The sequence below is a fragment of the Leifsonia sp. AK011 genome (assembly GCF_013410945.1).
GTDB lineage: Bacteria > Actinomycetota > Actinomycetes > Actinomycetales > Microbacteriaceae > Rhodoglobus.
This window is the reverse complement of sequence record NZ_JACCCH010000001.1, coordinates 1,040,140-1,063,338: the sequence shown is the minus strand read 5'-3', so window position 1 is coordinate 1,063,338 and position 23,199 is coordinate 1,040,140. Positions and strand designations below refer to the sequence as shown.

Sequence of the window (23,199 nt, the reverse complement as noted above, 5' to 3'; positions counted from 1 at the left end):
TCGACCCTAGGCCGCGGGACACTCCCCTGTCAAAGCTTCGGTAAGGATTACCTTACTTGGCCCTCGCGGTACATCGAGAGGTGCTGGATGCCCGCCTCCTCGTACACCTCGCCGAACGCGACGAACCCGTGCTTGGCGTAGAGCGGTGCGATGTACTCCTGGGCGTGAAGGAGCATCGGATGCTCGCCGAAATCCTCGAGCGCCCGCTCCAGCAGTGCGCCCGCAAGTCCCCTGCCCCGGTAGTCGGCACGCACCACGACGCGACCCACGAGATGGCGGGCATCCCGATGTTCGGGCACCTCGTCGACGAGCACCCGCAGGCACGCGACGGCATCGCGACCGTCGAGGCTGAAGTAGTGCACGGTAGTCGGTTCGAGGTCGCGCCAGTCAAGCTCCTCCTCGTCGACGTGCTGCTCGAGGAAGAACACGTCAGTGCGGAGTTTGAGCACCGCGTAGAGTTCAGCGGTCGAGATTTCGTCGCTGCGTCTGACAATCACGGAACATTCGGCCACGCTCGCGAGTTTAATGGAGCACGATCTTTTCCCCGTTCTGGAGAACCAATGACCTACAACGTGAACAAGTCCGACGAAGAGTGGCGCGAGCAGCTCTCCCCCGAGGAGTACGCCATCCTTCGCCAGGCCGCGACGGAGCGCGCGTGGACGGGCGAACTGCTCGACGAGAACCGCGAGGGTGTGTACCGCTGCAAGGGCTGCGGCCAGGAGCTGTTCCGCAGCAACGCCAAGTTCGACTCGCACTGCGGCTGGCCGAGCTTCTACATTCCCTCCGAGCAGGACGCCGTCGAGCTCGTCAAGGACACGTCGCTCGGCATGGAGCGCGTCGAGGTGCGCTGCGCCAACTGCGGCTCGCACCTGGGCCACGTCTTCGATGACGCCCCCACCACCCCGACCGGTGACCGTTTCTGCATGAACTCGGTCTCGCTGACGTTCGAAGCTGCGGAGTAGTTTGACTTCCTCCGCCCGCGAGGCGATTCTGCGCCGTCGGTCGCACTCACGAGTGACCGAGGATGCGCCCACGCACGAGCAGCTGCTTCCGTTGGTGGCGGCCGCTGGCACCGTCGCGGACCATGGGTCGTTGCATCCGTGGCGCCTCATCGAGCTGCGCGGGGATGCCCGGTCGCGGCTGGGAGCCGCCTTCGTGGAGGCGAGTCGGCTGGAAGGTAAGGATGCCCGGTCGCTGGCCGAGAAGCCTCTGCGGGCGTCACTGCTCATCGCCGTCGTCGCGAGGCGCCAGCCGAGCTTCAAGGTTCCCGCGTGGGAGCAGGATGCCACGGCCGCCGGTGTCGCCCACGCGCTGAGCCTCCTGCTCGACGAGGCCGGCTGGGGTGTGCTCTGGCGCACCGGCGGGCACACCCGTTCGGAGCCGGTACGACGGATGCACGAGCTCGCCGACAACGAGGAACTACTCGGCTGGTTGTACGTCGGGGGTGTCATCCCGGGCAAGGACAAGCCGCGCAAGCCGTTCGATCCCGAGCCCTACCTGTCAGTGCTCTCCTGAGGTTGGCCCTCATCTACCCCGACCGTCTTCTGAGATTCTTCCTGAGGTAAGGGAATCGGCCCTTCCATGAGCCCCGGAAGGGGCCGTTCGGCTTACCTCAGCGTATCCGCTCGGCGTGCTGGGCTGAGAGGACCGCGAGCGAGACGGCGACGAGGGTCAGGAGCGTGCCGATCACCGTCGTGATCGAGAGGTGGTGGCCCGCGATCGGGATCGCGAGGTCGAGGAGTAGCGCGCCGACAAGCTGGCCCGCGATCGTGCCGAGACCCAGGAGCAACACGCCGATCGTGCGGACGACCGCGGCCGCTCCACCGATGAACAGCACGCCGATGGCACCACCCGTGTAGAGGAGCGGGTTGCTCGGGAAGGTCGCGACCCACCCCACGATGAGCGTGTGCACGATGACGGCGATGACGAGCACGCTCGCGCCCGTGAGGAAGTTCAGGAACGTCGCTGTCAGTGCGGACTCCGACACATAGCGCACCTGCCCGTTGATGCCCTGCTGGTAGCCCACGCCAACCCCCGCAAGGAGCGGAAGGATGAGCAGCGCGATTGGAACATCCACCCGCAACTCGGCGGCACCCGCGAAGCCGACCGCGACGAGCGCCAGCAGAGACGCGACGACGCGGAGCACAGTGACGGGACGCTTGGGTAGGTCGCCGAGCCCCACGCGGTCGATGACTGCACCCGTGATGGTCTGTGTCGCGACGACGGCGATCGTGAAGAGCGCGACCCCGACAACCGTCGCTGTGAGGCCCTGGCTCACGACGAAGAACGCGCCGAAGACGCCACCGATCAGGTACCACCAGGGCGTCTGCCTCGCTCGCACCGATCTGTTGAGGCGAGCGAGACCGTGGCGTCCGCTCGGCACGAGCAGCACGGCGACCGTGAGAATCAGCAGGCCACTGCCGAAAGAGATGAGGGACGAGAGGATGCCGTCGCCAAGCTCGATCGCAAGTTGGCTGTTCACTCGGGTCTGCAGTGCGGTGAGGGCTCCGCTGATCACGGCGACACCCACCGACGCGACCAGGACCAGTCGGGAGGGCTGCGGCGCCGGGGTGGAACTCACTTAGCTACTATGGACGATGTTCGCGCCCCCTTAGCTCAGTTGGCCAGAGCACCGCTCTTGTAAAGCGGGGGTCGTCGGTTCGAATCCGACAGGGGGCTCCACAGAAAATGCCGCTAGGCGGCATTTTCGCCGGAGCCCGTTTACCGAACAGTTGTCCCGCCGTTGGTGTCAGGTTCGGTCGGCAAACTCCAGATGCTCACTTGCGCCCACCGGGCGCAGCTGCTTCACAAGAAGTCCTGCTCTGGTCCATGTAGGGCTGGCAATGCGCCTCCCGCTCGACGAGTGCGCGGCCACCGGCACTTGCCGCCGGGCTCTCAGGGGACGATGTAGCAGGCGCTGCGGACAGTCACATCGACCCTCGTTCCTTCGGGGGTCACAGTGACCTGTGCACCCTGATCGCCATGCGAGGGCGCAGGGTGAAGACTGCGTGTGAATTGGCTTTGGCTGGCTGGAAGGATCTCCCCCGTTTCGTCCCCGGCGACTATCCAGCCGTCACGCTGTACGAAGCTCTCGGTTACCCGGTCGAGTACGGGAAGTCGCTCCGAGGGATCAAGCGCGTAATCAGTCGAAATGACCCAAGAAGCCCAGTTATCGAATGAGTGATCGATCGATGTGCATACGCCTTCGCGTTCGTTCGCCCACAACGGCTCAGAACCAACCTCGATCGCATCGATCACCTCCAATGAGGTGACACGCGCCCATTCGACTGCATCCGCCTTGCTAGGGCCGCCTCCACGCACCCACACGCAACCCGTGAAGAGCACAACGACGACAGTTGTCACCGCGCTCGCTCGGAAGACTCTCATCGTCTGCCAACCCTTACAGGGCATCACATACCTGTCGCTCCCAAGTTCGGGGGTCGGCGCCGTGCGATGTTCCACCGGAACAAAATCTGCTAACGTCGACAGCACTTCACGTTAGGACTCCTGTGTCGACTCTGCACCGCACCCTCACCGCCACGATGGCTGGCCTCGCCGTTGCCGCTGTTGCCCTCGCCGGCGCTACACCTGCGAGCGCCGCATCCGCCCCACCTACTCCGGTCATCGGCGCTCCGAGCAGCACGTCCGACTACTACGTGCACAACGGGCAACTCTTCCTTTCGGGTGTGGCCGAGGGCGACATCTACTCGAGCCTGTTCTCCTTCAATGGCACGACGTTCACGCAGGTGCCCGGCTCGCCTGTCGGGCCGACACAGTTTCACACCCTGGGCGACGAGCTGATCTTCGAGGCGATCGTCGACATCTCTGCAGTTCCCTACGCCTACGGCCTCTTCACCTACGACGGCACCACGATCACGCAGGTGCCCGGACCCTTCGAGTCCCCCAATGACTTCGTGAGCACCGGTGGCGTCGCGTACTTCCAGGCGACCGTGGGTGGAGTCGCGGAGCTCTGGCAGTACGACGGGTCCGCTGCATCCCCCGTAGCTGGCGGCACTGTCGGCCCCCGCTACCTGTCCACCTACAACGGCAAGCTCTACTTCGAGGGCGACACCGACCCGACGCCGGGCGAAGCTCGCACGTTGTTCTCGTACGACCCGGAGACGCCCGGCACCCCCGCCGCACCGGTCGCGGGCGCACCCGTCGGCGCGAGCGAACTCGTCGCCTACGACGGTCTCGCCTACTTCGGTGCCGATGGGTCGTTCTACTCGTTCGACGGGGCTTCGACCTTCACCGTCGTGGACCTGATGCCCGCGGCGTCCGCCAGCGCGCTCACCGTGTTCGACGGAGCGCTCTACTTCACCGGTGGCACTAGCGGGTTCGGCAACGTGTTCAGCTTCAAGGGCGGCACCGTCACTGAGGTGCCGGGTGCGGTTACCGAGACCGGCCGCTACACGGAGTACAACGGCAGCCTCTACTACCTCGGCTTCGCGAACGACCTGCCCGTCATGAACCTCATCACGGCGGGCCAGGTCAGCGTGCTCGAAGGCTCACCGCAGTACACGTTCAACATGACGGTGTTCCAGGGCAAGCTCTACTTCTCGGGCGACACGGATGACGCGTCCAACGTCATGTACGTCTACGAGACCGAGCCGCCGTCGCCGGCGCCGGCAGGGCCAGCGCTGGCATCCACGGGACTGGATTCCGGGATGCCCGCACTCGGCGCCCTCGTGCTGCTTCTCGCCGGGGCATCCGTCGTACTGCTCGCCCGGGCGCGACGCGCGTAGCCGCACCCCACTGCGGGAGGAGGGCTCTAGTCCTCGCCCTTCGGCCCCTTGCCGTTCTCGTTGCCCTTGCCCTTCTCGTCCTTGCCCTTCTCGTCCTTGCCCTTCTTGTCGTCCTCGGGCTCGACGGGCTGCACGGGCTCAGGTTCCGCGGCATCCACGACGGCCTGCAGGTCCTGGCGGACGAGCTCGATAGCCGCACCGATCTGGGTACTGCGTTCGCTACTCACCTGACCCCGTGACGTGGCCTCAAGCAGCTGAAGGTTCAGGGCGTCGAGTTGAGCGAGGGCTGCAGCAGCATCTCCGGCGGCAGCCGTGTTCGCGAGATCGACGACCTCCTGTTGGAGCTCGGCGCTGATCTCGCTGTCGATCGCCGGCTGGGCCGCGCATCCGACACACAGGCTGACGGATGCCACGGCAACGACAACCGCGCGAAGTACCCGCATCACGGGCTCACCGCCTCGAGCAACTGTTCCACGTGAGTGCCCAGAGGCTCTTCGAGGGCGGGAAGCTGCGGCGCCGTGGGTGCGGGCGCCGGGACAGATACCAGTACTGCGATCACGACCCCGGCGATAAGGAGCAGTACGGCTGCCGCACTGAGAGCCAGCCACTTTCGAGGGGACCGCCGAGCCTCAGTCGGCGCATCGCGATCCTGGCCGGGCGGCGGAGTGAGAACACGAGTGGGGCCGTCGTTGCCCGGCGCCGTGAGAACACGAGTCGGCTCATCCTGTTGCATCGCTGCCGTCTCCAACGTGGCCGATGGCGCCTCGTGCGCGACGTCGCGTTCAGCGCGAGCGGCCAGCTCTGCAATTCGCTCAGCGGTGGGTCGCGCTTGGGGGCTACGCGCCGTCATGGACGAGAGGAGTTCGCGCACGGCGACTGGAATCGACTCCGGAATGGGCGGATCGCCGACGATGCGTGAGGACGCCGATTGCGCCGCCGTCCCCGGGAAGGCTCGCTTGCCGGTCAGAGCCTCAAGGATGACGAGCCCGAGCGAGTAGACGTCCGCGCTCGGAGCCGGATCATCGCCGTTGAGCTGCTCGGGTGCCAGGTAGGCGGCCGTGCCCATGAACGAGCCCGGCATCGTCAGGCGGGTAGCGTCCGCAAGGTGCGCGATGCCGAAGTCGGCGAGCTTCGCACGTACGCGACCGCCTCGGGCAGACGTGAGAAGCACATTGGAGGGCTTGATGTCCCTGTGCACGATTCCCCCGCTGTGGACGACGTCGAGCCCCTCGCTCAATTCCTTGAGCATGCCCATCGCGTCGACCGCGGGCAGCGGGCCAGCCGCGAGGCGCTCGTGGAGAGTGGACCCGTCGACGAACTCCATGACGAGGTAGCCCGATGGCTCGGCCTCGAGATTCGCGTCGAAGACGGTCACCAACGCGGGATGGTTCAGCGACGCGAGAACTCGCACCTCCGACCGCTTCCGGGCGGCCTCGGCATGGCTGTCAGCTCCGTCGGCGAAGAACTTGATGGCGACGGTGCGACCCAGGAGCGTGTCATCCGCCCGATACACGCTCGACATGCCACCCCGACCCAGGAGCTCGCCGACGTCGTACCTGCCGCCGACCGTCGCCGCCGGGAATGAGCCCTGCGTCATCTCGTGCGTCACATCACCCTCCCTGAGCGTGGATGTACCCCAAAGAGGGGCCACCCTGATCGTAGAGCGCACGACTGGGAATCGGGCAAGGGTTTACGACCTGGGGCCGCAGTGTGTATGCGTATCCGCGGTCGTCACTTCAACGCGAACACGACCACCTCGTTGTTCGCCTGGTCGTACACGAACTGGAGACCGTAGCCCGGGTAGGCGTCGACCAGCTCCTCCGGGAAGCCGTCGAGGCCCGACGGGAATTGCGCGACGGCCGGGAATCCCCCAACCTGGCAGCCCCCAATGAGAGGCCCGCTGAACGAGCTCGAATCCGGGACGGTGATCGCCGCTTCCGGGTAGACCCCTAGGCAGGGCAGATCAGTCCCGGCACCGAAGAACCCGCTGCCCATCACGACGGGGCGCAGCCCGTTGAACTGCTGGAATCCCTGGGCAGGAATGTCGCCGTTGGACCCACCGCGAAACATGTCGGGGACCCGGAAGGATGTGTCGACCCCGAGTCGCGCAATCTGCGTGGCACCCGTGCCCAACGGATCGGGCTGGACTCGCTGCACGATCGTGAGCGCTGCCATGACGCCGGCAGTGAATACGACGACCGCGACTGCAACGACCACGGTCGAACGCCGGGCAGTCTTGAGCCGACGCAGGATCTCGCGGGAGAGTGGTTCTTGCGGTTCGACCGGATCAGGATGCTCGACAGGAGGAAGCGGTGCATCCGCCTCGCTCGGTTGCTCGACAAGGCGAGCCGGGCGAATCCGAGCCGCTTCGAGCTCCTGGAGACGCCGAACAGCGTCCGGGTGGCTATCGCCGTTCGGCCCGTACACGCGGACGCGAAGGGCGCTGAGTTCCTCTTCGTCAGTCACCACGTTGCATCACCTCGGGGACTCGAACACGACGACTTCGCTCGTCGAGCTGTCATAGACGAATTGGAGCGCCGACTCGGGAAAAGCCGCCCTGAGCTCGTCGGGAAGGCCGTCAACCTGAGCCGGGAACTGGGCCACCGCGGGGAACCCGCCAGCGCCGCATCCACTAAGAACGAACCCGCTGAAGAAGTCCTCGTCGGCATTGTTCGCTTCCGCGTCATTGAAGACGAGAAGGCAGGTCTGTTGCGTCCCGCTAGCGAACGCGGCTCCGTTACCCCCAGCGATCGCGCGAAGGCCGTGGAAGGACTCGAAGACCTGCACCTCACCCTCACCGGTGAACATCAGCGGCGCGTCGTAGGTGGGGTCGAGGGCCAGTCGCGCCACCTCCTGCGTCGACCCCACCAACGGCTCCGTCTGGAGCCTCTGCACGAGAATCACCGCCACAACGATCACCGTCACGAGCGCCGCCACCGCGAGGATGATCGGAATCATCAGGCGTGGCACCGTGTCGAGCCGGCGCAAGAGCTCGCGGGCCGCCGACTCCCACCAAGGTCGCGGGATCTCCTCGGGCGCTGAAGCCTCGGGAACCTCCGGAGGGCGCTCCATCATGTCGACCTCGACGCGACGCGGCACCGTCGGTCGCCGCGCCTCCTCCAGCTGTTGGAGCCGGCGTACCGCGGCCTCATCCGGCGCAAGCCCGCCGTTCGGCCCGTACACGCGCTCCCGCAGGGCCTCGAGCTCGCGCTCCTCTGCGGCCGTCACAGCTCGGCAACCACCCTGGGCTCCGGCGCGACGTGCGCGAATGCGCGGTGCACGGATGCCACGGCACTCGACCCCTCCCCGACCGCTGCGGCCACGCGCTTCATCGAGCCCTTCCGAACGTCCCCGGTCGCGAACACAAACGGCACGCTGGTCTCGAACGGAAGCGGATCCCGTCCGTGGATGCCGAGGCAGGCTGCGGCTTCGGCGAGGGGCACATCCGTTCCGGTGACGAGGAAGCCACGGTCATCCGTCGCAATTCCCTCGAGCCAGCTCGTGGCGGGTTCGGCCCCGATGAAGCAGAACAGCCCGGCGCAGTCGATGACCTCGCCGGTCGTCAGCGTGACTCGCTCCAGAGCATCCCCGCCCTCGAGTGCGCTCACCTGGGTCTGGGTGTGGACGGTGACCCGCGGGTCATCGGTGAGCCGATCGATGAGGTAGGCCGACATGCTCGCGTCGAGCTTGTCGCCACGGATGACGAGGTGCACGGAGCACGCATTCGACGCGAGGAACAGCGCCGCCTGCCCTGCCGAGTTCGCACCACCGACGACGACCACGGTGGACCCCGCCACCTGCTTGGCCTCGAGCGGGGTCGCCGAGTAGTAGATGCCGGCACCCTCCAGCTCGGCCCAGCGTTCGAGCGGCAGCGCACGGTACGAGGCCCCCGTGGAGACGATCACGGCCCTCGCGTGCACCTGCGCACCGTCGGTCAGCGACAGCGTGATGCCGTCGGCGGATGCCTCGAGCCCGGTCGCCTCACAGGGCGCGAAGACCCTCACACCGAACTTGAGGGCCTGCAGTTGCGCCTGACCGATGAGGTCCCCGCCGCTGACCCCGAACGGGAATCCGAGGTAGTTCTCGATGCGCGAGGTAGCGGAGGCCTGTCCACCGGGCGCGACACGGTCGAGCAACACGGTGGAGAGCCCCTCGGATGCGCCGTAGATGGCGGCGGCGAGCCCGGACGGCCCCGCACCGACGACGGCGAGGTCGACCGCGACATCCTCGGCCTCCTGGTAGGCGAGCCCGAGTTTCTCCGCGACGATGCCGGGGGTGGCATTGAGGATCGGTTCACCCTGCACCCAGACGACGGGCATGTCGGCGGCGCTGATGCCGTGATCCTGGAGCTCGTCCTCGTGTTCTGTGCCGTCGTGCCACGTGTGGGCGAGCCCGAGGCGGATCGCGTAGGAGCGGAGCGCGAGCACCTCGCGCGAACGTTCGGGGCCGACGATCTTCAGCGTGAGAGCGGCCGGGCCGTTGAGGAGTCCCTGCCTGCGCTTCCAGAGATCCCGCAGGAGCAGATCGGCGAGATCGTCGTGCTCGGCCATGACTCGACGGAACGCCGCGGTGTCGAGCGCGAACATCCGTCCCGCCTCACGAACGCGCCCGCTCAGGAACGCGCGTTGTCCACTCAGGACCCCCAGTTCGCCCGTGTACGACCGTTGGCCGACACTGGCCACCAGAATTTCGGGGAACCACGCGTTCGCCGGGCGCACGATGTCGACAACACCGGCGTCGACGAGCACGAGCGGGTACCACTGCTCACCCACGCGCAGCACAAGATCGTCGACACCTGCCTCGATCGGCTTGGCATAGGGCAGGATCCTGCCCCACTGCTCCTCGGTGAACGTGTTCGTCAGGATGTGCGGTTCGTCTGTCACCGTTTCATCTTCGCCGACGGATGTTACGGGCGGAAGTTTCCCGAGAGGATCCGCGCGTCAGGCCTTCCGCGTGAACACGTAGTGCACCACGCCGCTGGGGGAGGCGGTCACCTCGACGTCGAAGCGCTGCTCGAGGCCCTCCTGTCCATCCCAGATGCGCTGGCCCCTCCCGAGCACGATCGGCACGACCACCACGTGCAGGTAGTCGACGAGATCCGCCTCGAGGAACTCCCTCACGACGGTCGCACCTCCCCCGAGTCGCACGTCGAGGCCGTTCGCCAGTTCGGTCGCGAGGTCCAACGCCTCGCGCGGGGAGGCGTTGCGGAAGAGAAACGTCGTCTCCCCCACCGCGAGATCGGGGCGCTCGTGATGCGTGAGCACGACCACGGGCGAGTGGAAGGGGGGCTCCTCGCCCCACCATCCTCGCCAGGTTTCGTCCTCCCACGGGCCGACCTGCGGCCCGAACTTTCCGCGGCCCATGATCTCGGCGCCGATACCCACTCCCGTGGCGGCGGCGAAGGAGTCGTCGACGCCCGTCGTGCCGGCGCCGATCGCCTCGTCCTCGTGGCCGCTCATCGCAACGAAGGTCCGCGTGGGAAAGAACCACTCCGTGAGTCGCATGCCGGCATGACCGAAGGGGGCCTCGAACGTCCGATCCTCTCCGGCCGCGAAGCCGTCCAGCGAGATGGCCAGATTGTGCACGCGCAGTTTCGTCATGGCACGACGATAGCGGAGATGTTCACGTTGTACACATGCCGTGGCATCCTCGCCTCAGAACAGCGTGGGCTGCCCGACCTGCTCGAAGGCAGGCAGCCTTCTCGCGGGAGGCGCCCATGTCGCGCGGGAGTCGAAGCCGTACTCGGCCATGAGCGCACGCATCTTCTCGCCAAGCCATGCGCGGTACGCCTTCGGGGCATACGAGGAGTCCGCGTACATCGCCCGATATCGAGCCACCAGCTCGGGATGCTCGCGCTCGAGCCACAGCAGGAACCACTCCCGCGCACCCGGCCTCAGATGCAGCGCCCCGTACGTGAGCCGGGTCGCCCCCGCTTCCCGGATCGCGGAAAGCGCGGACTCGAGGTGCTGCTTCGTGTCGGTGAGGTAGGGCAGCACGGGCATGACGAACACGGACACGTCGAAGCCCGCATCCACCGCCGCCCGAACTGTCGCCAACCGCGCCGTGGTGGTCGGGGTGCCTGGCTCGAGCTGCTGCTGCAACTCATCGTCGTAGACGGCAATCGACATGGCCAGATGGATCGGCACCTTCTCCGCCGCGTCGACGAGCAGTCCGAGGTCGCGCCTGAGGAGCGTGCCCTTGGTGAGGATCGAGAAGGGGGTGCCGCTGTCGGCGAGCGCCCCGATGATGCCGGGCATCAGCCCGTATCGCCCCTCAGCCCGCTGGTACGGGTCGGTGTTCGTGCCGAGCGCCACCGGCTCGCGCTTCCACTTCGGCTTCGACAACTCCGCGCGAAGCACCTCGGCAACGTTGACCTTCACGACGACCTGCGTATCGAAGTCGATTCCGGCATCAAGGTCGAGGTAGAGGTGGGTGTTGCGCGCAAAGCAGTAGACGCAGGCGTGCGAACAGCCACGGTAGGGATTGACCGTCCAGTCGAACGGCATCGCACTCTGGCCGGGAACGCGATTGAGCGCGCTCTTGGCCATGACTTCGTGGAAGAGCATCCCCGCGAACTCCGGAGTGCGCACCGTTCGCACCAGGCCCGCGAGCCCAATGAGGCCCCCGGGGGCAGTTACCGATTGTCCGCTCCACCGCATTCCGATAGTAGAACATATGTTCGAAATTAAGACGAGCGCTGTCTCAGGTGATCGAGTCGGCCGCCGCCCGGATCGCCGCCAGCGTGACGTCGGGGTGCGAGATCATCGACACGTGCGATCCCGCCACCTCGGTCACGGTCGAGCCCGCGCGTTGAGCCATACTGCGTTGCGTGCCGATCGGGATCACGAGATCCTCGGTGCCGAGCACCGCCCAGCTGGGGATCGTCTTCCACGCGGGCGGGCCAGCGGGCGTGACGTTGGCGACGAGCGATATCGGGCGCTGCTGGGCGACGATGGTCCACCGATCCGCTTCGGGCAGATCCTGGGCGAAGGAGTTGTGGACTGTGTCCGGCTTGAGGAAGGCGTCAGCAGCACCTTCGGGTGCGCCGGGGTACCCCGCGACATCCAGGACCGTGGTCGGGTCCGCGACGGCGAGCGCAGACCCGGAGCCCTCGAGGATGCTGACCACCGACTCCCCCTCGTCGGGGATGAAGGCGTCGACATACACGAGCGCCCTGACGTCCCCGCCCTGGGCTCCGGCGTTGGTGATCACGGCTCCGCCGTAGGAGTGGCCGACGAGCACGACCGGACCGGTGGTGCGCTGCGCGAGGAAGGAGGCGATGTACGCGGCATCCCCCGTGAGCCCGCGCAGCTCGTTCGGCGGCGCGAACACCGTGTATCCCTCGGCCTGCAGCGGAACGCTCACCGCCGTCCAACTGGAGGCGTCGGCCCATGCTCCATGGACGAGCACGATCGTCGGTTTTGTCTCTGACATCCCTGTTCCCTCTCCCTGACGCCACGCGAGTGCAGGTGGCTGCTCTTTCGCGTCGTGCGTCGGGTTCGGGACGCTTGCGCCCACTGTAGAACTGGCACGTGAACCGGCGCCAGACCTCAGGTGAATATTCCTCCGAGCGGCCTACAGCGCGTGCACGATGACGTCGGCGAGTTCGTGCGGCTTCGTCAGCTGCGGCCAGTGGCCGGTCGGGAGGTCGATGAGCGTTCGATGCTTCATGGCCGCGAGCTCGGCGACGATCGGCACACCGCCGTTCAGCCACTGCTGCAGCTGCGCCGCAGGGAACTCACAACAGATCACCGTCACGGGCACGTCGTAGCGCCGCGGATCGCTGAGCACCTGCATGTCACTCGCAAGCCTCGCCGGGATGGGGATCGCGATCTGCCTGAAGTGCGCGCGTAGCTCGTCGGTCAGGTCGATGAGATCGGCATCCTCGAAGACGTCCCAGTCGGGCAGCGGTATCTCCCCGTCTACCACGGGCAACTCGTCGTTGATGGAGTCACCTTCGCCGAGCGGGCCAGAGTCGACGTAGATCACTCGGGAGATCGCATCCGGCCGAGCATCCACGACACCCGACGCGATCGCGCCCCCACCGCTGTGTCCCACGAGCACGACACCCGAAGGCAGCGAGTCGACGATCGCCATGACCGCGTCGATGTTGTCGCGCAGCGTGATGCCGGAGCGGTCGGCATCCACCGACTCCATGCCGGGGAGCGTCACGGGATGCGGCGTGTGCCCCGCCTCACGCAGGCGCTCCGTGACCACGCCCCACGAGTCGCCGTTGAGCCAGAAACCAGGAATGAGGATGACGTCCATGCGCCAACGCTAGGGCGGTCCACCGACAGGCTTAGGTCCTGACCACCGCTCACCCTCCCTCGATACAGTGACTGCATGGGCAGCGAGACTCTTTTCGTCGGAAGCATCATCACGGTGGATGACACCAACCCCCGCGCGGAGGCTGTGCTCGTGCGCGACGGGCGCATCGCGGCCGTCGGCAGTGCGGACGAGGTTCGGCAGCAGGCATCCGCCAACGCGGAGGTCATCGAGCTCGGGGACGGGGTGCTTCTACCCGGCTTCGTCGAAGCGCACGGGCATCCAACCGATTCGGCCATCGTGCTCAGTCACTACGTCGTGGACATCCGGCCCGTCGTGCTCGAGACGGCAGACGAGGTGATGGCCGCGATTCACGCCGGAGTGGCCGAGCACCCCGAAGGCGTCGCCTTCAGCGGGTGGGACGGCCTGCTGCAGAAGGGCCTCACCGACCCGACCATGGCCGAGCTCGACGAGATCGGCGGGAGCACGCCCATCGTGATCCTGCACAACTCCGGCCACGTGGTCTACTTCAACCGTGCTGCTGCCGACCGTGCGGGCGTCGACGAGAGCACTCCAGACCCCGTCGGCTCGAAGTGGGAGAAGGATGCCGCGGGGCACCTCACCGGCAAGGGCTTCGAGGTCGGCACGGTCTTCGCCCTCCTCGGCGGCACGCTCGCGACCGCAGGCAAGGAGTTGCCCGCCCTGCTGCGCGACTACCTCGGCGGCCTCAACGCGGTCGGCATCACGACCGTCAGCGACATGAGCTGGGACAACCAGAAGCGCCCGGCACTCGACGCAGCGCGTCAGGCGGGCGGAATCACCGCGCGGTTGCGACTCTATGAGATGTCGGCGCCCGCCAAAGCCACGTCGGTCGAGCCGGGCAACGGCGACGAGCTCGTGCGCCAGGTGGGCGTGAAGACGTGGGCCGACGGATCGCCGTGGGTGGGCAACATCCTTCTCTCGTTCCCCTACCTCGACACCGATGGCACGCGCTCGATCGGGGTCGAGCCCGGGTCGCATGGCTCGGCCAACTATGACCGCCAGCAGCTCGACACGATCGTGGAACAGTACTTTCCGCAGGGATGGCAGCTCGCGTGCCACGTGCACGGCGACCGCGCGGTCGACATGGTGCTCGACACGTGGGAGGCGCTGCTCGAGCGGCACCCGCGATCCGACCACCGGCTGCGTCTCGAGCACGTCGGGGCCATGACCCCGGCCCAGTTCGAGCGTGCACATTCGCTTGGCGTTACGGCGAGCATGCTGATCGATCACGTCTACTACTGGGGCGACGTGCTCGTCGACGACCTGTTCGGCGCCGAGCACGGCGGTCCCTGGGCGAACGCGCGGGCCGCGGTCGACGCGGGGCTCAAGATCTCGCTCCACAACGACGGCACCGTGACGCCAGCAGAACCGCTCCGCAACATCGCGGTGGCGATGACCCGCACGAGTCGCAGTGGCCGACACCTCCCCGGGGCGGAGGGGCTCACTCTCGACCAGGCGATCCGAGCCGAGACGCTGGATGCCGCGTGGCAGCTGTTCAGCGACCACGAGGTCGGCAGCATCGAGGTCGGCAAGTTCGCCGACCTGGTCGTGCTCGCGAAAGACCCGTACGCGGTGGAGACCACCGATATCCCGTCGATCGAGGTGCTGGCCACCTACCTCGCGGGCGAGAAGGTGCACGGGGCGTAGTCATGGGAGGTTGACATTGTTCCTCCTGGCGAGTACAAATTGTACTCATTGCCGGACACAATTGGAGCCTGATGTCGTATCTGTACCTACTTGACCCCCTCGTGTCGATCATCGTCACCGCGCTCCTGTTCGGTGTCGTGGTACTCCTGACGGCGCCCATCCGCGACGGCGCACGGCAGCGAGTCAGCGAGACAGCCAGGGCGACATGGATGACCACCCGATGGTTCGGGGTTGGGGCGAGCTCCGCGATCCTCGTCACCTTCGTGGCCGCGAGCCTTCCGCTGGCTACGGGAAACTGGCAGCCCTTCGTGTATCGCTGGTACCAGCATCCGCTGCCCCTCCTTGTCGCGGCCGTCGCCCTGGCCGCTGTCACGGTCGCGCTCCGAATCCGTCGACGCGCACCGGAGGCACCCACGCTCACCGCCGACCGGCGCACGTGGCGAAGCTTCAGCACACGAGGAGACCTCATTCTCGTCGTGGCTAGTGCAACGCTCACGGCTCTCCTCTGCGGTGGCGCACTCGCGCTGCAGCGGTGGATGTCGATCCCCGACCCCGATGGCAAACTCGTCGACTTCTTCGGCTGGCGGTACAGCCTCCCCGTGCTGGTGGGCACCCTGCTCGTGGTGGCGTTGTGGGCCCTCTCCCTGCACACTGTTGCCGCGCCGGCCTTCTCTCGCCCCGATGCGATGCGCGAGGAGTCGGCGGCACGACGAGCCCTTGCGACGTCGATGAGCCGGATCAGCATCGCGGCCATCGCCCTCTCCTTCGGGACTGCCCTTGCGTCCGCGGGGGCAGCCGCCACCGGGTACGGTCAGTTCGTGTTCCCCGTGATCGAGGTTGCGGGCCGCCTCGGATTCGGCTCGGTAGGCGACTTCCTCATCGTGCTCGGCCGCTGGGCCCAGATCCTCGGGGTCGTGCTGCTTCTCCTGTCGCTCCTCGGGGGCCGCCGCGTGCCGAGGTTCGGCAGCCGCGCACCGGGCCGGGCACCCGCGCTGGAGACACGATGACTCCCGAATCCGCTGTTCCCCCGACCTCCGCGGAGATCTACGACCAGTTCAGGGGCCTCGTCGCAGCCGGCCTCGTGGGTGCCGGCGAAAGGCTGCCAACCGTGCGCCAAGTGGCGCTCGACCTCGGGGTATCCCCAGGGACTGCGGCGAGAGCCTTCAAAATGCTCGAAGCAGACCATCTCGTGGTGACACGGGTCGGAGCGGGCACAACGGTCGCTCCCGGGGCCGCGAGAACCTCGGGTGCCACGATGACGCAGGCGCGAGGACTCGTCGAGGCGGCCAAGAGCAACGGCGACTCGCTCGAGGACGTGCTCAGCGTTGTGCGTTCCCTCTGGACCCACTAGCGAGTTCCGTGCGCGCGGCGCCCACCCGCCGATAGGGTCATGCCATGAGCGCGCCGTCCGTGTCGATCGTCATCCCCGCGTACAACGAGGAGTCGAGCATCCGCCACTGCCTCATGGCCTGCATCGACCAGACCGTACCCGCGGCCGAGATCATCGTCGTCAACAACAAGTCGACGGATGGCACGGTCAGGGCCGTCGAGGCGATGCAGGTTGCATTCCCCGAGGCGCATATTCGTCTCATCCACCAGAACGACGTGCAGGGAATCACGGCCACACGCAACGCCGGCTTCAACGCGGCAACGAGCGACATCATCGGCCGCATCGACTCTGACTCGGCGATCAAGCCCGACTGGGTCGAGCAGGTGCAGGTCGCCTTCGGGCCCGGCGACATCGACGCGGCGAGCGGCTCGGTCGACTACTACGACATGCCCATGCGCGCCTTCGGACACCGGGCCGATGACACCTACCGCAAGGTGCAGGCGAAGCTCGCGGGTGACTACGTCTTCCTCTTCGGCAGCAACATGGCTCTCCGCCGCGACGCGTGGGAGGCCGTGCGCGATACCGTGCACGACGACCGCGAGGACCTCATGCACGAGGATCTCGACCTGGCGATCCACCTCGCGATGGCGGGCAAGCGCATCGCCTACGTCTCGGCGATGGAGGCGGGAATGTCAGCTCGCCGCCTCGATTCGAGCCCCAGGGACTACCTCTTCTACGTGGAGCGCTTCAAGCGCACCTACGAGAAGCACGGCATCCACGACCCACGACTGCTCGCGCCCATGGTGGTGCTGCTCGGGGTCTACCCGGCGCTCCACGCGGAGCGCGCCATCACCGGACGGCGGGGGGCCACCCGGACCGAACACCAACCCATCGAGGAGACACCGTGAGCATCGAACTGATCGTCGGGGGCATCTACGTCGCTCTCTGGCTGTTCTTCATCTACGCGTTCCTCGGCGTCATCGCCGAGATGATCTACTGCTGGACCATCGAGTACCGCGGCGTGATCGAGTCGCGCCTGGGGCTCCTCTACCTTCCGTTCAACCTCCTTTACGGAGCAGGCGGTCTCATCATCACGCTCGCACTTCTGCCCTACTTCGACGATCCGTTCATCGTCTTCGGGCTCGGGCTCGTGGTCGGAACCGTGCTCGAGTACTTCACGAGCCTCTTCATGGAGAAGGCGTTCCACGCCGTGTACTGGGACTACAGCAAGGAGTTCCTCAACATCCAGGGCCGTGTCTGTCTCAAGTACGCGCTCATCTGGGGCGGCCTCTCACTCGTGCTCCTCTATGGCCTCGATGTGGTGAACGTGCAGCTTCTGCTGATGATCCCGCCAGCCATCGGACTGCCCATTCTGACCCTGCTCATCCTCGCCACACTCTTCTCCACCGTGCTCACCCTTCTCGCGTACCGCCGCACAGCGCAGAAGAACGTCTACCTCCGCGCCAAGCGCGACGGCAAGGATGCCACCCTGCCGAACCCCGCGTGGGCGCGCTTCGTCGACCGGCTCGTCCCCGACTCCGTGCTCATCAACACGTTCCCGCGTATGAGTCTCGTGACCGAGTACCAGGAGCTGAGCGGACACCACCGCAAGCTCATCGTGTGGCTCCCCAAGATCGGGAAGCCATCCGAGAGGACGCTCGAGGCGGGCGAGCGAGCTCGCAGCCAGGAGACGAACCGGCTCCTGGCCTCCGGCTTCTGACCTACGCCGCGCTGAACGCGCCCGGGGGTGCACCCAGGAACCTGCGGAAGTGGCGGCTCATGTGCGCCTGGTCGTGGAACCCGACCTCGGATGCGACCGCGGCAGCGGGGCGCCCCTGGCCGAGGAGTCGGCGAGCGCGGTCGACGCGTCGCGCGGTGACGTAGCGGTGCGGCGATATGCCGTAGGCGGCCGAGAACACCCGCACGAGGTGACTCGGGTGCACTCCGAGGTGCTGTGCCGCCTGCGCGAGCGTGAAGGTCTCGGCGATGTGGTCGTCGAGCATGGCACGCAGACGCCGGGCGAGGGGTGCATCCCCAGCGGTCTCCACCCCGCCACCGAGGTACTCCCGTGCGAGTGCGCCGAGAGCGAGGATGTCACCTTCCGCCGCCAGTTCGTCCCCCGGCGATTGCAGCGCCCTGTGGATCCGGGTCAGCGTGCGCGTGGCCTGCGGGTGGGCCATGAGCGGTCGCGCCACTGCCGCGCCGATCGACTCCTGAGGGAGCCAGGACTCCTCGAGGTAGAGCACGCGCTTGCGGAAGGCACGGCCGCTCACCGCGGTACGGCCGTCGTGGGGCACGTGCGGGGGCAGAAGCGTGATCGTGGCGGGCACGGCCTGGCGCGACGTTCGGTCGAGCGTGTACGCGACCGCTCCCTCGCTGATGAAGAGCACCGTCCACGCGTCATGGGTGTGGGCCGGGTAGGCATGCCGCTCGAAGGTCGCCGTGAGGACTTCGCGCACAAGAGGGACACCGGGATGCCACGCCCGCACCGTCTCCTCCATGCAAGAAACGTACAAGACGACGCCGTCACTCCACCGGGAAACTCGAGGGGTGACTGACACTCCTGAGACTGAACCCGTCCGCTTCGACACCAAGATCGTCGTCGTGCTTCGCGAGGGGCTTCTGCCGTGGCAGGAGCTGAACGTCACGGCCTTCCTCACGAGTGGCATCGCGACGAGCGAGCCCGGCATCGTCGGCGATCCCTACAGGGACGCCGACGGCAACGAGTATCTCCCCATGAGCAGGCAGCCGATCGTGGTGCTGACCGGGCCAGGTGAGGTGCTCGCGGCGGTCCGCACGAGAGCACTCGGGCGCGGCCTGCGCCCCAGTATCTACACCCGCGAGCTCTTCGCCTCAGGGCACGATGCGGCCAATCGCGCCGTCGTCGCCGCTGTGGGCGCGGACGACCTCGACCTCGTGGGCATCGCCCTCCGCGGCCCGCGCAATGCCGTCGACCGCGTCGTCAAGGGCGCACGGATGCACGACTGAGGTTCAGCCGCCCCTACTCGTAGCAGGTCTCGCCCTTAGCTGTGGGCCCTTCGAGGCCGAAGAAGCAGTCGTAGTCGTCGCCGGTGAGTGGCGCGCCGAACTGGATGCTGTCGCCGACGTTCAGGGTCGGGTGGTCGCCAAGGCGCTCACCCTGCTCGTCGATGAGCTGCTCGAGACCCACGGCAAACCTCGCGGCGATGTCGGACGCGGTGTCGCCCTCAGCGACGACGTAGGTCATCTCGGCAGTTCCTGCCCCCGTCACCGAGCCCGATGCTCCTGCGCGCTCCCCCGAGTCGCTCACTGCGCGAGGGGTGGACTGCCAGGGCGGCAACCCCGCATCTGCCGGCGCGGCACCGTCGGATGCTGTGACCCTCACGCGCACGTTCTCGGAGAGTACGAGCCATCCGTCCTCCTCGGGCATAGGCGCGGGACGCACCTGGTACGTGCCTGTGCGCGACTGAACAGTGAGCCCACCCTCGCCCCCGGAACAGGACAATCCGTACTGCCTCTCGTTGCCCTTGACCTCCAGGCAGATGCCGCCGAGGCGCTGCCGCATCAAGTACAAATCGATGTCGCCATCGCTCGCCACCCAGCGGACCGAGTCGAGGTCGATGTTCTCGAGATCGTCCGGGTACCTCTCCGCGAATCCCTCGGAGACGTCGTCGGGCCCCGCCTCACGATCCAGGTCCGGATACGCGGACGGCAGGGAGCACCCTGCCAGCACCATCGTCGTGAGACCGATCATGAACAACAGAGCGAGTCGACGTTCCCTCATCTCCCTACCGTACCCGGGGCAGGGCCGCACGGCTACGACGTGAGGGCGAGCACGACCGTCGCCGCCACGACTGTGAGCGGCGCGACAAGCAGGCCCAGCAGCATGTACCGCGACCAGCGGATCTCGACGCCGAGCGAATTGAGCCGCGAATGCCAGAGCAGGGTCGCGAGCGACGCCCATGGCGTGATGAGCGCACCAGCGTTGACGCCGATGAGCAGGGCCGCGACTCGCACCGGCTCCCCCGCCACGGGCTCGAGCGCCAGGTAGGCGGGGAGGTTGTTGACGATGTTGGAGCCGACGAGTCCCGACAGCGAGAGCCGGAGGAGGCTGCCGAGGTCAGTGCCAGTTCCCGCGACCTGGGCGAGGGCCGCCGTCATCCCGAGCGAGTGCCCGGCCTCCACGACCAGGAACAGCCCTGACGCGAACACCACGAGCTGCCAGGGGATCAGCGAGAACCTCACAGTGCGGCTGCGCCGGATCGCGAAGGCCACCACGAGCACGAGCGCTGCGACCGACGAAGGAATCCATACGGGGATGCCCGTGACCAGAAGCGGCAGCAGGGCGACGAGCACCACGGCACTCAGCCAGAACAGCACCGGGTCGGCGGGCGGGGCGGACTGCTGCGGCTCGAATTTCGTGGCGAGGTCGCGACGGAAGATCACCAGCAACAGCAGGCACGGCACGACGATCGCCACGACTGCGGGCACGAGGAGCAGCGCGAAGAAGCGATACGGGTCGCTGAACCCGAGCACGTCGAGCGACAGCAGATTGGTGAGATTCGAGACGGGGAGCACAAGGGATGCCGTGTTCGCGAGCCACACCGTCGTGAGCGCGAAGGGCAGCGGCGGAAGCCCGTGGGCCGTGGCAACCAGCACGACCACGGGCGTGAGAAGCACAGCCGTGGTGTCGAGACTGAGGAACGCGGTGCTCACGACAGCGATCACGATCACGAAGAGCCACAACACCCACGCCCGGCCTCGGGCAGCGCGCGCGGTCCGTTCGGCCACGACGCTGAAAACGCCCGCCTCCGACGCGAGTTCGGCCACCACGGTGATGGCCACAGCGAAGAGCAGGATCGGCCACACACGGTCGGCGACGGCGAGCGCGTCCTGCGGGGGAAGGATGCCGGTGACCATCGCAATGCCACCGAGGACCAGTAGCACCGCCCCGAGAAGTGCAAGACGCATCGCACTATTCTCCGCGCTCGGCGCCGCGTTCCCGACCACGCTGGCGATCGAGTCGACCTGAGAGTTGGCCTCGCACGCTTGTCCTCATTAAGGAGGACATGTTACGGTTACGACCACCCGAAGCCGGACCCGACCCGGTGAGCTCGACAACGAGCCCCTCCCGAGAAGGTGATACCCACACCGAAACGCCGCCCCACCGCGGGCGAGCCCACAGTTCTCCGCGCTCCCCCCAGCGCGCGAGTCGCTGCATCGCCTTGGGCGATTGTGGCGCGAGGGCCCTTGCGCTTCCCCCACGCGAGGGCCCTCTTCCCTTCCTGCCGTCGCTAGGCGTTCACCATCAGGCGGCGCAACCGCGCCTTGCTGAGGTTCGACCGAACGATCCACTCGACGTCGGGATCAGCGGATGCCCGGAGCCGCTCGAACTGGGAGATCCCACGGTCCGGCGCAGCGGCTACCACGACGCTCCAGCAGTAGCCGAGCGCCTGGCGGAGGTTCCGCAGGCCAGCGTCCCTTCGCGCGGCCAGCGGAGTATTCGTGATCGACGCGGTCGCCACGATGCACGACATCATCGCGCACTGCCAGATCGCCTCAGTCACGAGCAGACGAGGCTCGCACAGGGCGGCGACTGCGGCGCGGCGCACATACGGGTCAGCGTCCCGCATCCAGCGCGCGGCGATGAAGCACAGGAGTTCCGGGCGGGCGTCCCCGACGAACTGCAGCCCACGAGCCGAAGCTTCGCGCACTCGCCAGTTCTCGTCGCTCGCACGCTCCCGAAGGATCGCGATGAGTTCTGCGTCGTGCGGCTCAGCGGCCAGTGCCATCCCCAGTGCCTGAGTGCCACAGAAGCGCAGGTACTCGTCGCTCGAGTTCGCGTGGGCGACGATCGACTCGCGGCTCGCGACCGTCGCGAAAGCGTCGGCCAGTGCAAGGTTCGCGCGCGGGCCCGGCAAGCCGGAGTTCTCCGTCAGGTAGGCGTCCCAGCGCTCCGGCGGGAGGCCGGAGAGCACGGCGAGGTAGCGGTTCACCCCACCATCAGAAGACGATCGGATGCCTCACCACAGTGCCGTAGGTCCCGTGGTGTTCCGCGGCCGAGGCCACGGCCCAGTGTCAGTCCCAGTCCCAGTGCCAGTCTCAGTCTCAGCCCGCGGGCGTCGGGGTGGGGGTCGGCGTGCTCGACTCGTCGTTGAAGGTCTCGCCTGCGGCACTCACGACGAACGCCTGGAACGACGCAAGATCATCGACGGCACCCTCGTACTTGAGTCCGTTGACGATGACCGTGGGCGTGCCCTCGACCTTGTCGACGTTCGAGTTCGGGATCGGGCCGTTGAGCGCGCGATCCGTGGATGCCACGACGAAGGGCCGGAACTCCTGGCTCTTGATGCAGTTCGCAATCTTGCCATCGTCCTCGACGCCGGCGTCCCCGAGCAGCGCGATCAGCTCGTCGTCGCTCAGCCCCGGGGTGTTCTCGGCGGGCTGTCGCACGAAGAGCTGCAGGTGGTAGTCGTAGAAGCTGTTGGGCTGGTAGTTCGCGACACACGAGGCGGCGTTCGCTGCCCGCGTCGAGTACTTGGTGCCCTGGGAGAGTCGATCCAGGATCGTGATCGGGTGGATGTCGACCGTCGTTCCACCGTTCTCGAGCAGGCTCGAGATGTAGTCGGCGTTGGTCTCCTCGAACTGGCGGCAGATCGGGCAGAGGTAGTCGACGTACATCGTGATGTTGAGCTCACCCTCGGCGCGCTCGTTCGGCACGGGCTCCTCGCCCGGCGCGAGCGCCGGGGTCTGGGTGGCGACGTATCCCTCGCCGATCTGGATGCCATCGCTGGCCATGTTGAGGGGGCCGGGGCCCTCCGGCTTGACCGAGTTGACGATCACGAGCCCCACGATCGCGACGATCGCGAGCGCACCGACGACTACTCCGCCCTGGAGGAGGAAGCGATTGCGTCGCTCCTTCTTCTTCTGGTCCTCACGCATCTGGCGCGCTTTCTCGCGCGCGGCCTCGCGCTTGGCGTTCTTGGAGAGCTTGTCGTCGGCTGAGTCACTCACTCGGACCTCATTCATTCGGGATATGTCGCGTCTCGCGACTGGGCACCGCGAAGCACTCTCTTCACGCGCCTCCGGAATTCTAGGAGAGAAGGCTGGATGTTGGCTAACCGGTGACTGAGAGCAGGACAGTGCCATACTGGAGATGGTGGTTCAGGCCACCACTTCCATTCACTACGG

25 protein-coding genes and 1 tRNA gene are annotated in these 23,199 nt (G+C 66.9%); 10 read left to right on the top strand and 16 right to left on the bottom strand.

Annotated features, from left to right (window positions below):
- Positions 1-47: 47 nt before the first annotated feature.
- Complete coding sequence (locus tag HDC94_RS05260; protein ID WP_179495541.1) at positions 48-497, bottom strand: GNAT family N-acetyltransferase; 450 nt, start codon at positions 495-497, stop codon at positions 48-50.
- A 63-nt stretch (positions 498-560) separates the two neighbouring features.
- On the opposite strand from HDC94_RS05260, the gene msrB reads away from it, so the two are divergent.
- Together msrB and HDC94_RS05250 are read left to right on the top strand one after the other, a co-directional pair.
- The gene (msrB, locus tag HDC94_RS05255; RefSeq protein ID WP_179495539.1) at positions 561-962 is read left to right on the top strand and encodes a peptide-methionine (R)-S-oxide reductase MsrB; all 402 of its coding nucleotides are present in this window, start codon (positions 561-563) and stop codon (positions 960-962) included.
- Entirely contained in the window at positions 952-1,515 is a 564-nt protein-coding gene (locus HDC94_RS05250) for a nitroreductase (RefSeq protein WP_218870742.1), read from the top strand. The genes msrB and HDC94_RS05250 overlap by 11 nt, the downstream gene beginning before the upstream one ends.
- Before the next feature lie 97 nt (positions 1,516-1,612).
- On the opposite strand, the gene HDC94_RS05245 is transcribed toward HDC94_RS05250, so the two are convergent.
- On the bottom strand, positions 1,613-2,581 hold the full coding sequence (locus HDC94_RS05245) for a DMT family transporter (RefSeq protein WP_308495631.1): 969 nt from the start codon (positions 2,579-2,581) through the stop codon (positions 1,613-1,615).
- Positions 2,582-2,605: 24 nt separating this feature from the next.
- Between HDC94_RS05245 and HDC94_RS05240 the strand changes: the two genes are divergently transcribed.
- Both HDC94_RS05240 and HDC94_RS05235 read left to right on the top strand, forming a co-directional pair.
- Positions 2,606-2,682, top strand: a tRNA-Thr gene (locus tag HDC94_RS05240).
- A gap of 827 nt (positions 2,683-3,509) precedes the next feature.
- A complete protein-coding gene (locus tag HDC94_RS05235; RefSeq protein ID WP_179495537.1) occupies positions 3,510-4,745 on the top strand; it encodes a hypothetical protein in 1,236 nt (411 codons plus the stop codon).
- Positions 4,746-4,771: 26 nt separating this feature from the next.
- Here HDC94_RS05235 and HDC94_RS05230 read toward each other — a convergent pair whose 3' ends face one another.
- The 9 genes from HDC94_RS05230 to HDC94_RS05190 form a co-directional block, all read right to left on the bottom strand.
- A complete protein-coding gene (locus tag HDC94_RS05230; RefSeq protein ID WP_179495535.1) occupies positions 4,772-5,191 on the bottom strand; it encodes a hypothetical protein in 420 nt (139 codons plus the stop codon).
- Positions 5,188-6,354 carry a serine/threonine-protein kinase gene (locus tag HDC94_RS05225; RefSeq protein ID WP_179495533.1) on the bottom strand — a complete coding sequence of 389 codons (1,167 nt, stop codon included), beginning with the start codon at positions 6,352-6,354 and terminating at the stop codon, positions 5,188-5,190. The genes HDC94_RS05230 and HDC94_RS05225 overlap by 4 nt, the downstream gene beginning before the upstream one ends.
- A 122-nt stretch (positions 6,355-6,476) precedes the next feature.
- On the bottom strand, positions 6,477-7,211 hold the full coding sequence (locus tag HDC94_RS05220) for a hypothetical protein (protein ID WP_179495531.1): 735 nt from the start codon (positions 7,209-7,211) through the stop codon (positions 6,477-6,479).
- Between the two features lie 9 nt (positions 7,212-7,220).
- Positions 7,221-7,973 carry a hypothetical protein gene (locus HDC94_RS05215; protein WP_179495530.1) on the bottom strand — a complete coding sequence of 251 codons (753 nt, stop codon included), beginning with the start codon at positions 7,971-7,973 and terminating at the stop codon, positions 7,221-7,223.
- A complete protein-coding gene (locus HDC94_RS05210) occupies positions 7,970-9,628 on the bottom strand; it encodes an FAD-dependent oxidoreductase (protein WP_179495528.1) in 1,659 nt (552 codons plus the stop codon). Before HDC94_RS05210 ends, HDC94_RS05215 begins: the two co-directional genes overlap by 4 nt.
- A gap of 57 nt (positions 9,629-9,685) precedes the next feature.
- Positions 9,686-10,345 (bottom strand): dihydrofolate reductase family protein, encoded by a 660-nt coding sequence (locus HDC94_RS05205; protein ID WP_179495526.1) that lies wholly within the window; start codon positions 10,343-10,345, stop codon positions 9,686-9,688.
- 54 nt (positions 10,346-10,399) lie between these two features.
- Positions 10,400-11,404, bottom strand: coding sequence for an Rv2578c family radical SAM protein (locus HDC94_RS05200; protein ID WP_179495524.1), 1,005 nt, complete (start codon positions 11,402-11,404; stop codon positions 10,400-10,402).
- Positions 11,405-11,447: 43 nt separating this feature from the next.
- Complete coding sequence (locus HDC94_RS05195) at positions 11,448-12,179, bottom strand: alpha/beta fold hydrolase (protein ID WP_179495522.1); 732 nt, start codon at positions 12,177-12,179, stop codon at positions 11,448-11,450.
- Between the two features lie 141 nt (positions 12,180-12,320).
- Entirely contained in the window at positions 12,321-13,013 is a 693-nt protein-coding gene (locus HDC94_RS05190; RefSeq protein WP_179495520.1) for an alpha/beta fold hydrolase, read from the bottom strand.
- Between the two features lie 75 nt (positions 13,014-13,088).
- Between HDC94_RS05190 and HDC94_RS05185 the strand changes: the two genes are divergently transcribed.
- The 5 genes from HDC94_RS05185 (at position 13,089) to HDC94_RS05165 (ending at position 17,749) form a co-directional block, all read left to right on the top strand.
- Positions 13,089-14,699 carry an amidohydrolase gene (locus HDC94_RS05185; protein ID WP_179495518.1) on the top strand — a complete coding sequence of 537 codons (1,611 nt, stop codon included), beginning with the start codon at positions 13,089-13,091 and terminating at the stop codon, positions 14,697-14,699.
- Between the two features lie 71 nt (positions 14,700-14,770).
- Positions 14,771-15,706 (top strand): hypothetical protein, encoded by a 936-nt coding sequence (locus HDC94_RS05180; protein ID WP_179495516.1) that lies wholly within the window; start codon positions 14,771-14,773, stop codon positions 15,704-15,706.
- A complete protein-coding gene (locus HDC94_RS05175; protein ID WP_179495514.1) occupies positions 15,703-16,050 on the top strand; it encodes a GntR family transcriptional regulator in 348 nt (115 codons plus the stop codon). Before HDC94_RS05180 ends, HDC94_RS05175 begins: the two co-directional genes overlap by 4 nt.
- 44 nt (positions 16,051-16,094) lie before the next feature.
- Positions 16,095-16,937 (top strand): glycosyltransferase family 2 protein, encoded by an 843-nt coding sequence (locus HDC94_RS05170; protein ID WP_179495513.1) that lies wholly within the window; start codon positions 16,095-16,097, stop codon positions 16,935-16,937.
- Positions 16,934-17,749, top strand: coding sequence for a putative ABC transporter permease (locus HDC94_RS05165; protein ID WP_179495511.1), 816 nt, complete (start codon positions 16,934-16,936; stop codon positions 17,747-17,749). Before HDC94_RS05170 ends, HDC94_RS05165 begins: the two co-directional genes overlap by 4 nt.
- Position 17,750: 1 nt before the next feature.
- Here HDC94_RS05165 and HDC94_RS05160 read toward each other — a convergent pair whose 3' ends face one another.
- Positions 17,751-18,530 carry an AraC family transcriptional regulator gene (locus tag HDC94_RS05160; protein ID WP_179495509.1) on the bottom strand — a complete coding sequence of 260 codons (780 nt, stop codon included), beginning with the start codon at positions 18,528-18,530 and terminating at the stop codon, positions 17,751-17,753.
- A gap of 49 nt (positions 18,531-18,579) precedes the next feature.
- Between HDC94_RS05160 and HDC94_RS05155 the strand changes: the two genes are divergently transcribed.
- Positions 18,580-19,017: a DUF2000 family protein gene (locus HDC94_RS05155; protein ID WP_308495630.1), complete on the top strand. Its 438-nt coding sequence runs from the start codon at positions 18,580-18,582 to the stop codon at positions 19,015-19,017.
- A 13-nt stretch (positions 19,018-19,030) separates the two neighbouring features.
- On the opposite strand, the gene HDC94_RS05150 is transcribed toward HDC94_RS05155, so the two are convergent.
- The 4 genes from HDC94_RS05150 to HDC94_RS05135 all read right to left on the bottom strand — a co-directional run bounded on the left by HDC94_RS05150 (position 19,031) and on the right by HDC94_RS05135 (position 23,022).
- Positions 19,031-19,792 carry a LysM peptidoglycan-binding domain-containing protein gene (locus tag HDC94_RS05150; RefSeq protein WP_179495505.1) on the bottom strand — a complete coding sequence of 254 codons (762 nt, stop codon included), beginning with the start codon at positions 19,790-19,792 and terminating at the stop codon, positions 19,031-19,033.
- Between the two features lie 32 nt (positions 19,793-19,824).
- On the bottom strand, positions 19,825-20,979 hold the full coding sequence (locus HDC94_RS05145) for an SLC13 family permease (protein WP_179495503.1): 1,155 nt from the start codon (positions 20,977-20,979) through the stop codon (positions 19,825-19,827).
- A gap of 323 nt (positions 20,980-21,302) precedes the next feature.
- Positions 21,303-22,004 (bottom strand): HEAT repeat domain-containing protein, encoded by a 702-nt coding sequence (locus tag HDC94_RS05140; RefSeq protein WP_179495501.1) that lies wholly within the window; start codon positions 22,002-22,004, stop codon positions 21,303-21,305.
- Between the two features lie 112 nt (positions 22,005-22,116).
- Complete coding sequence (locus tag HDC94_RS05135; protein WP_308495629.1) at positions 22,117-23,022, bottom strand: thioredoxin domain-containing protein; 906 nt, start codon at positions 23,020-23,022, stop codon at positions 22,117-22,119.
- Between the last annotated feature and the right edge of the window lie 177 nt (positions 23,023-23,199).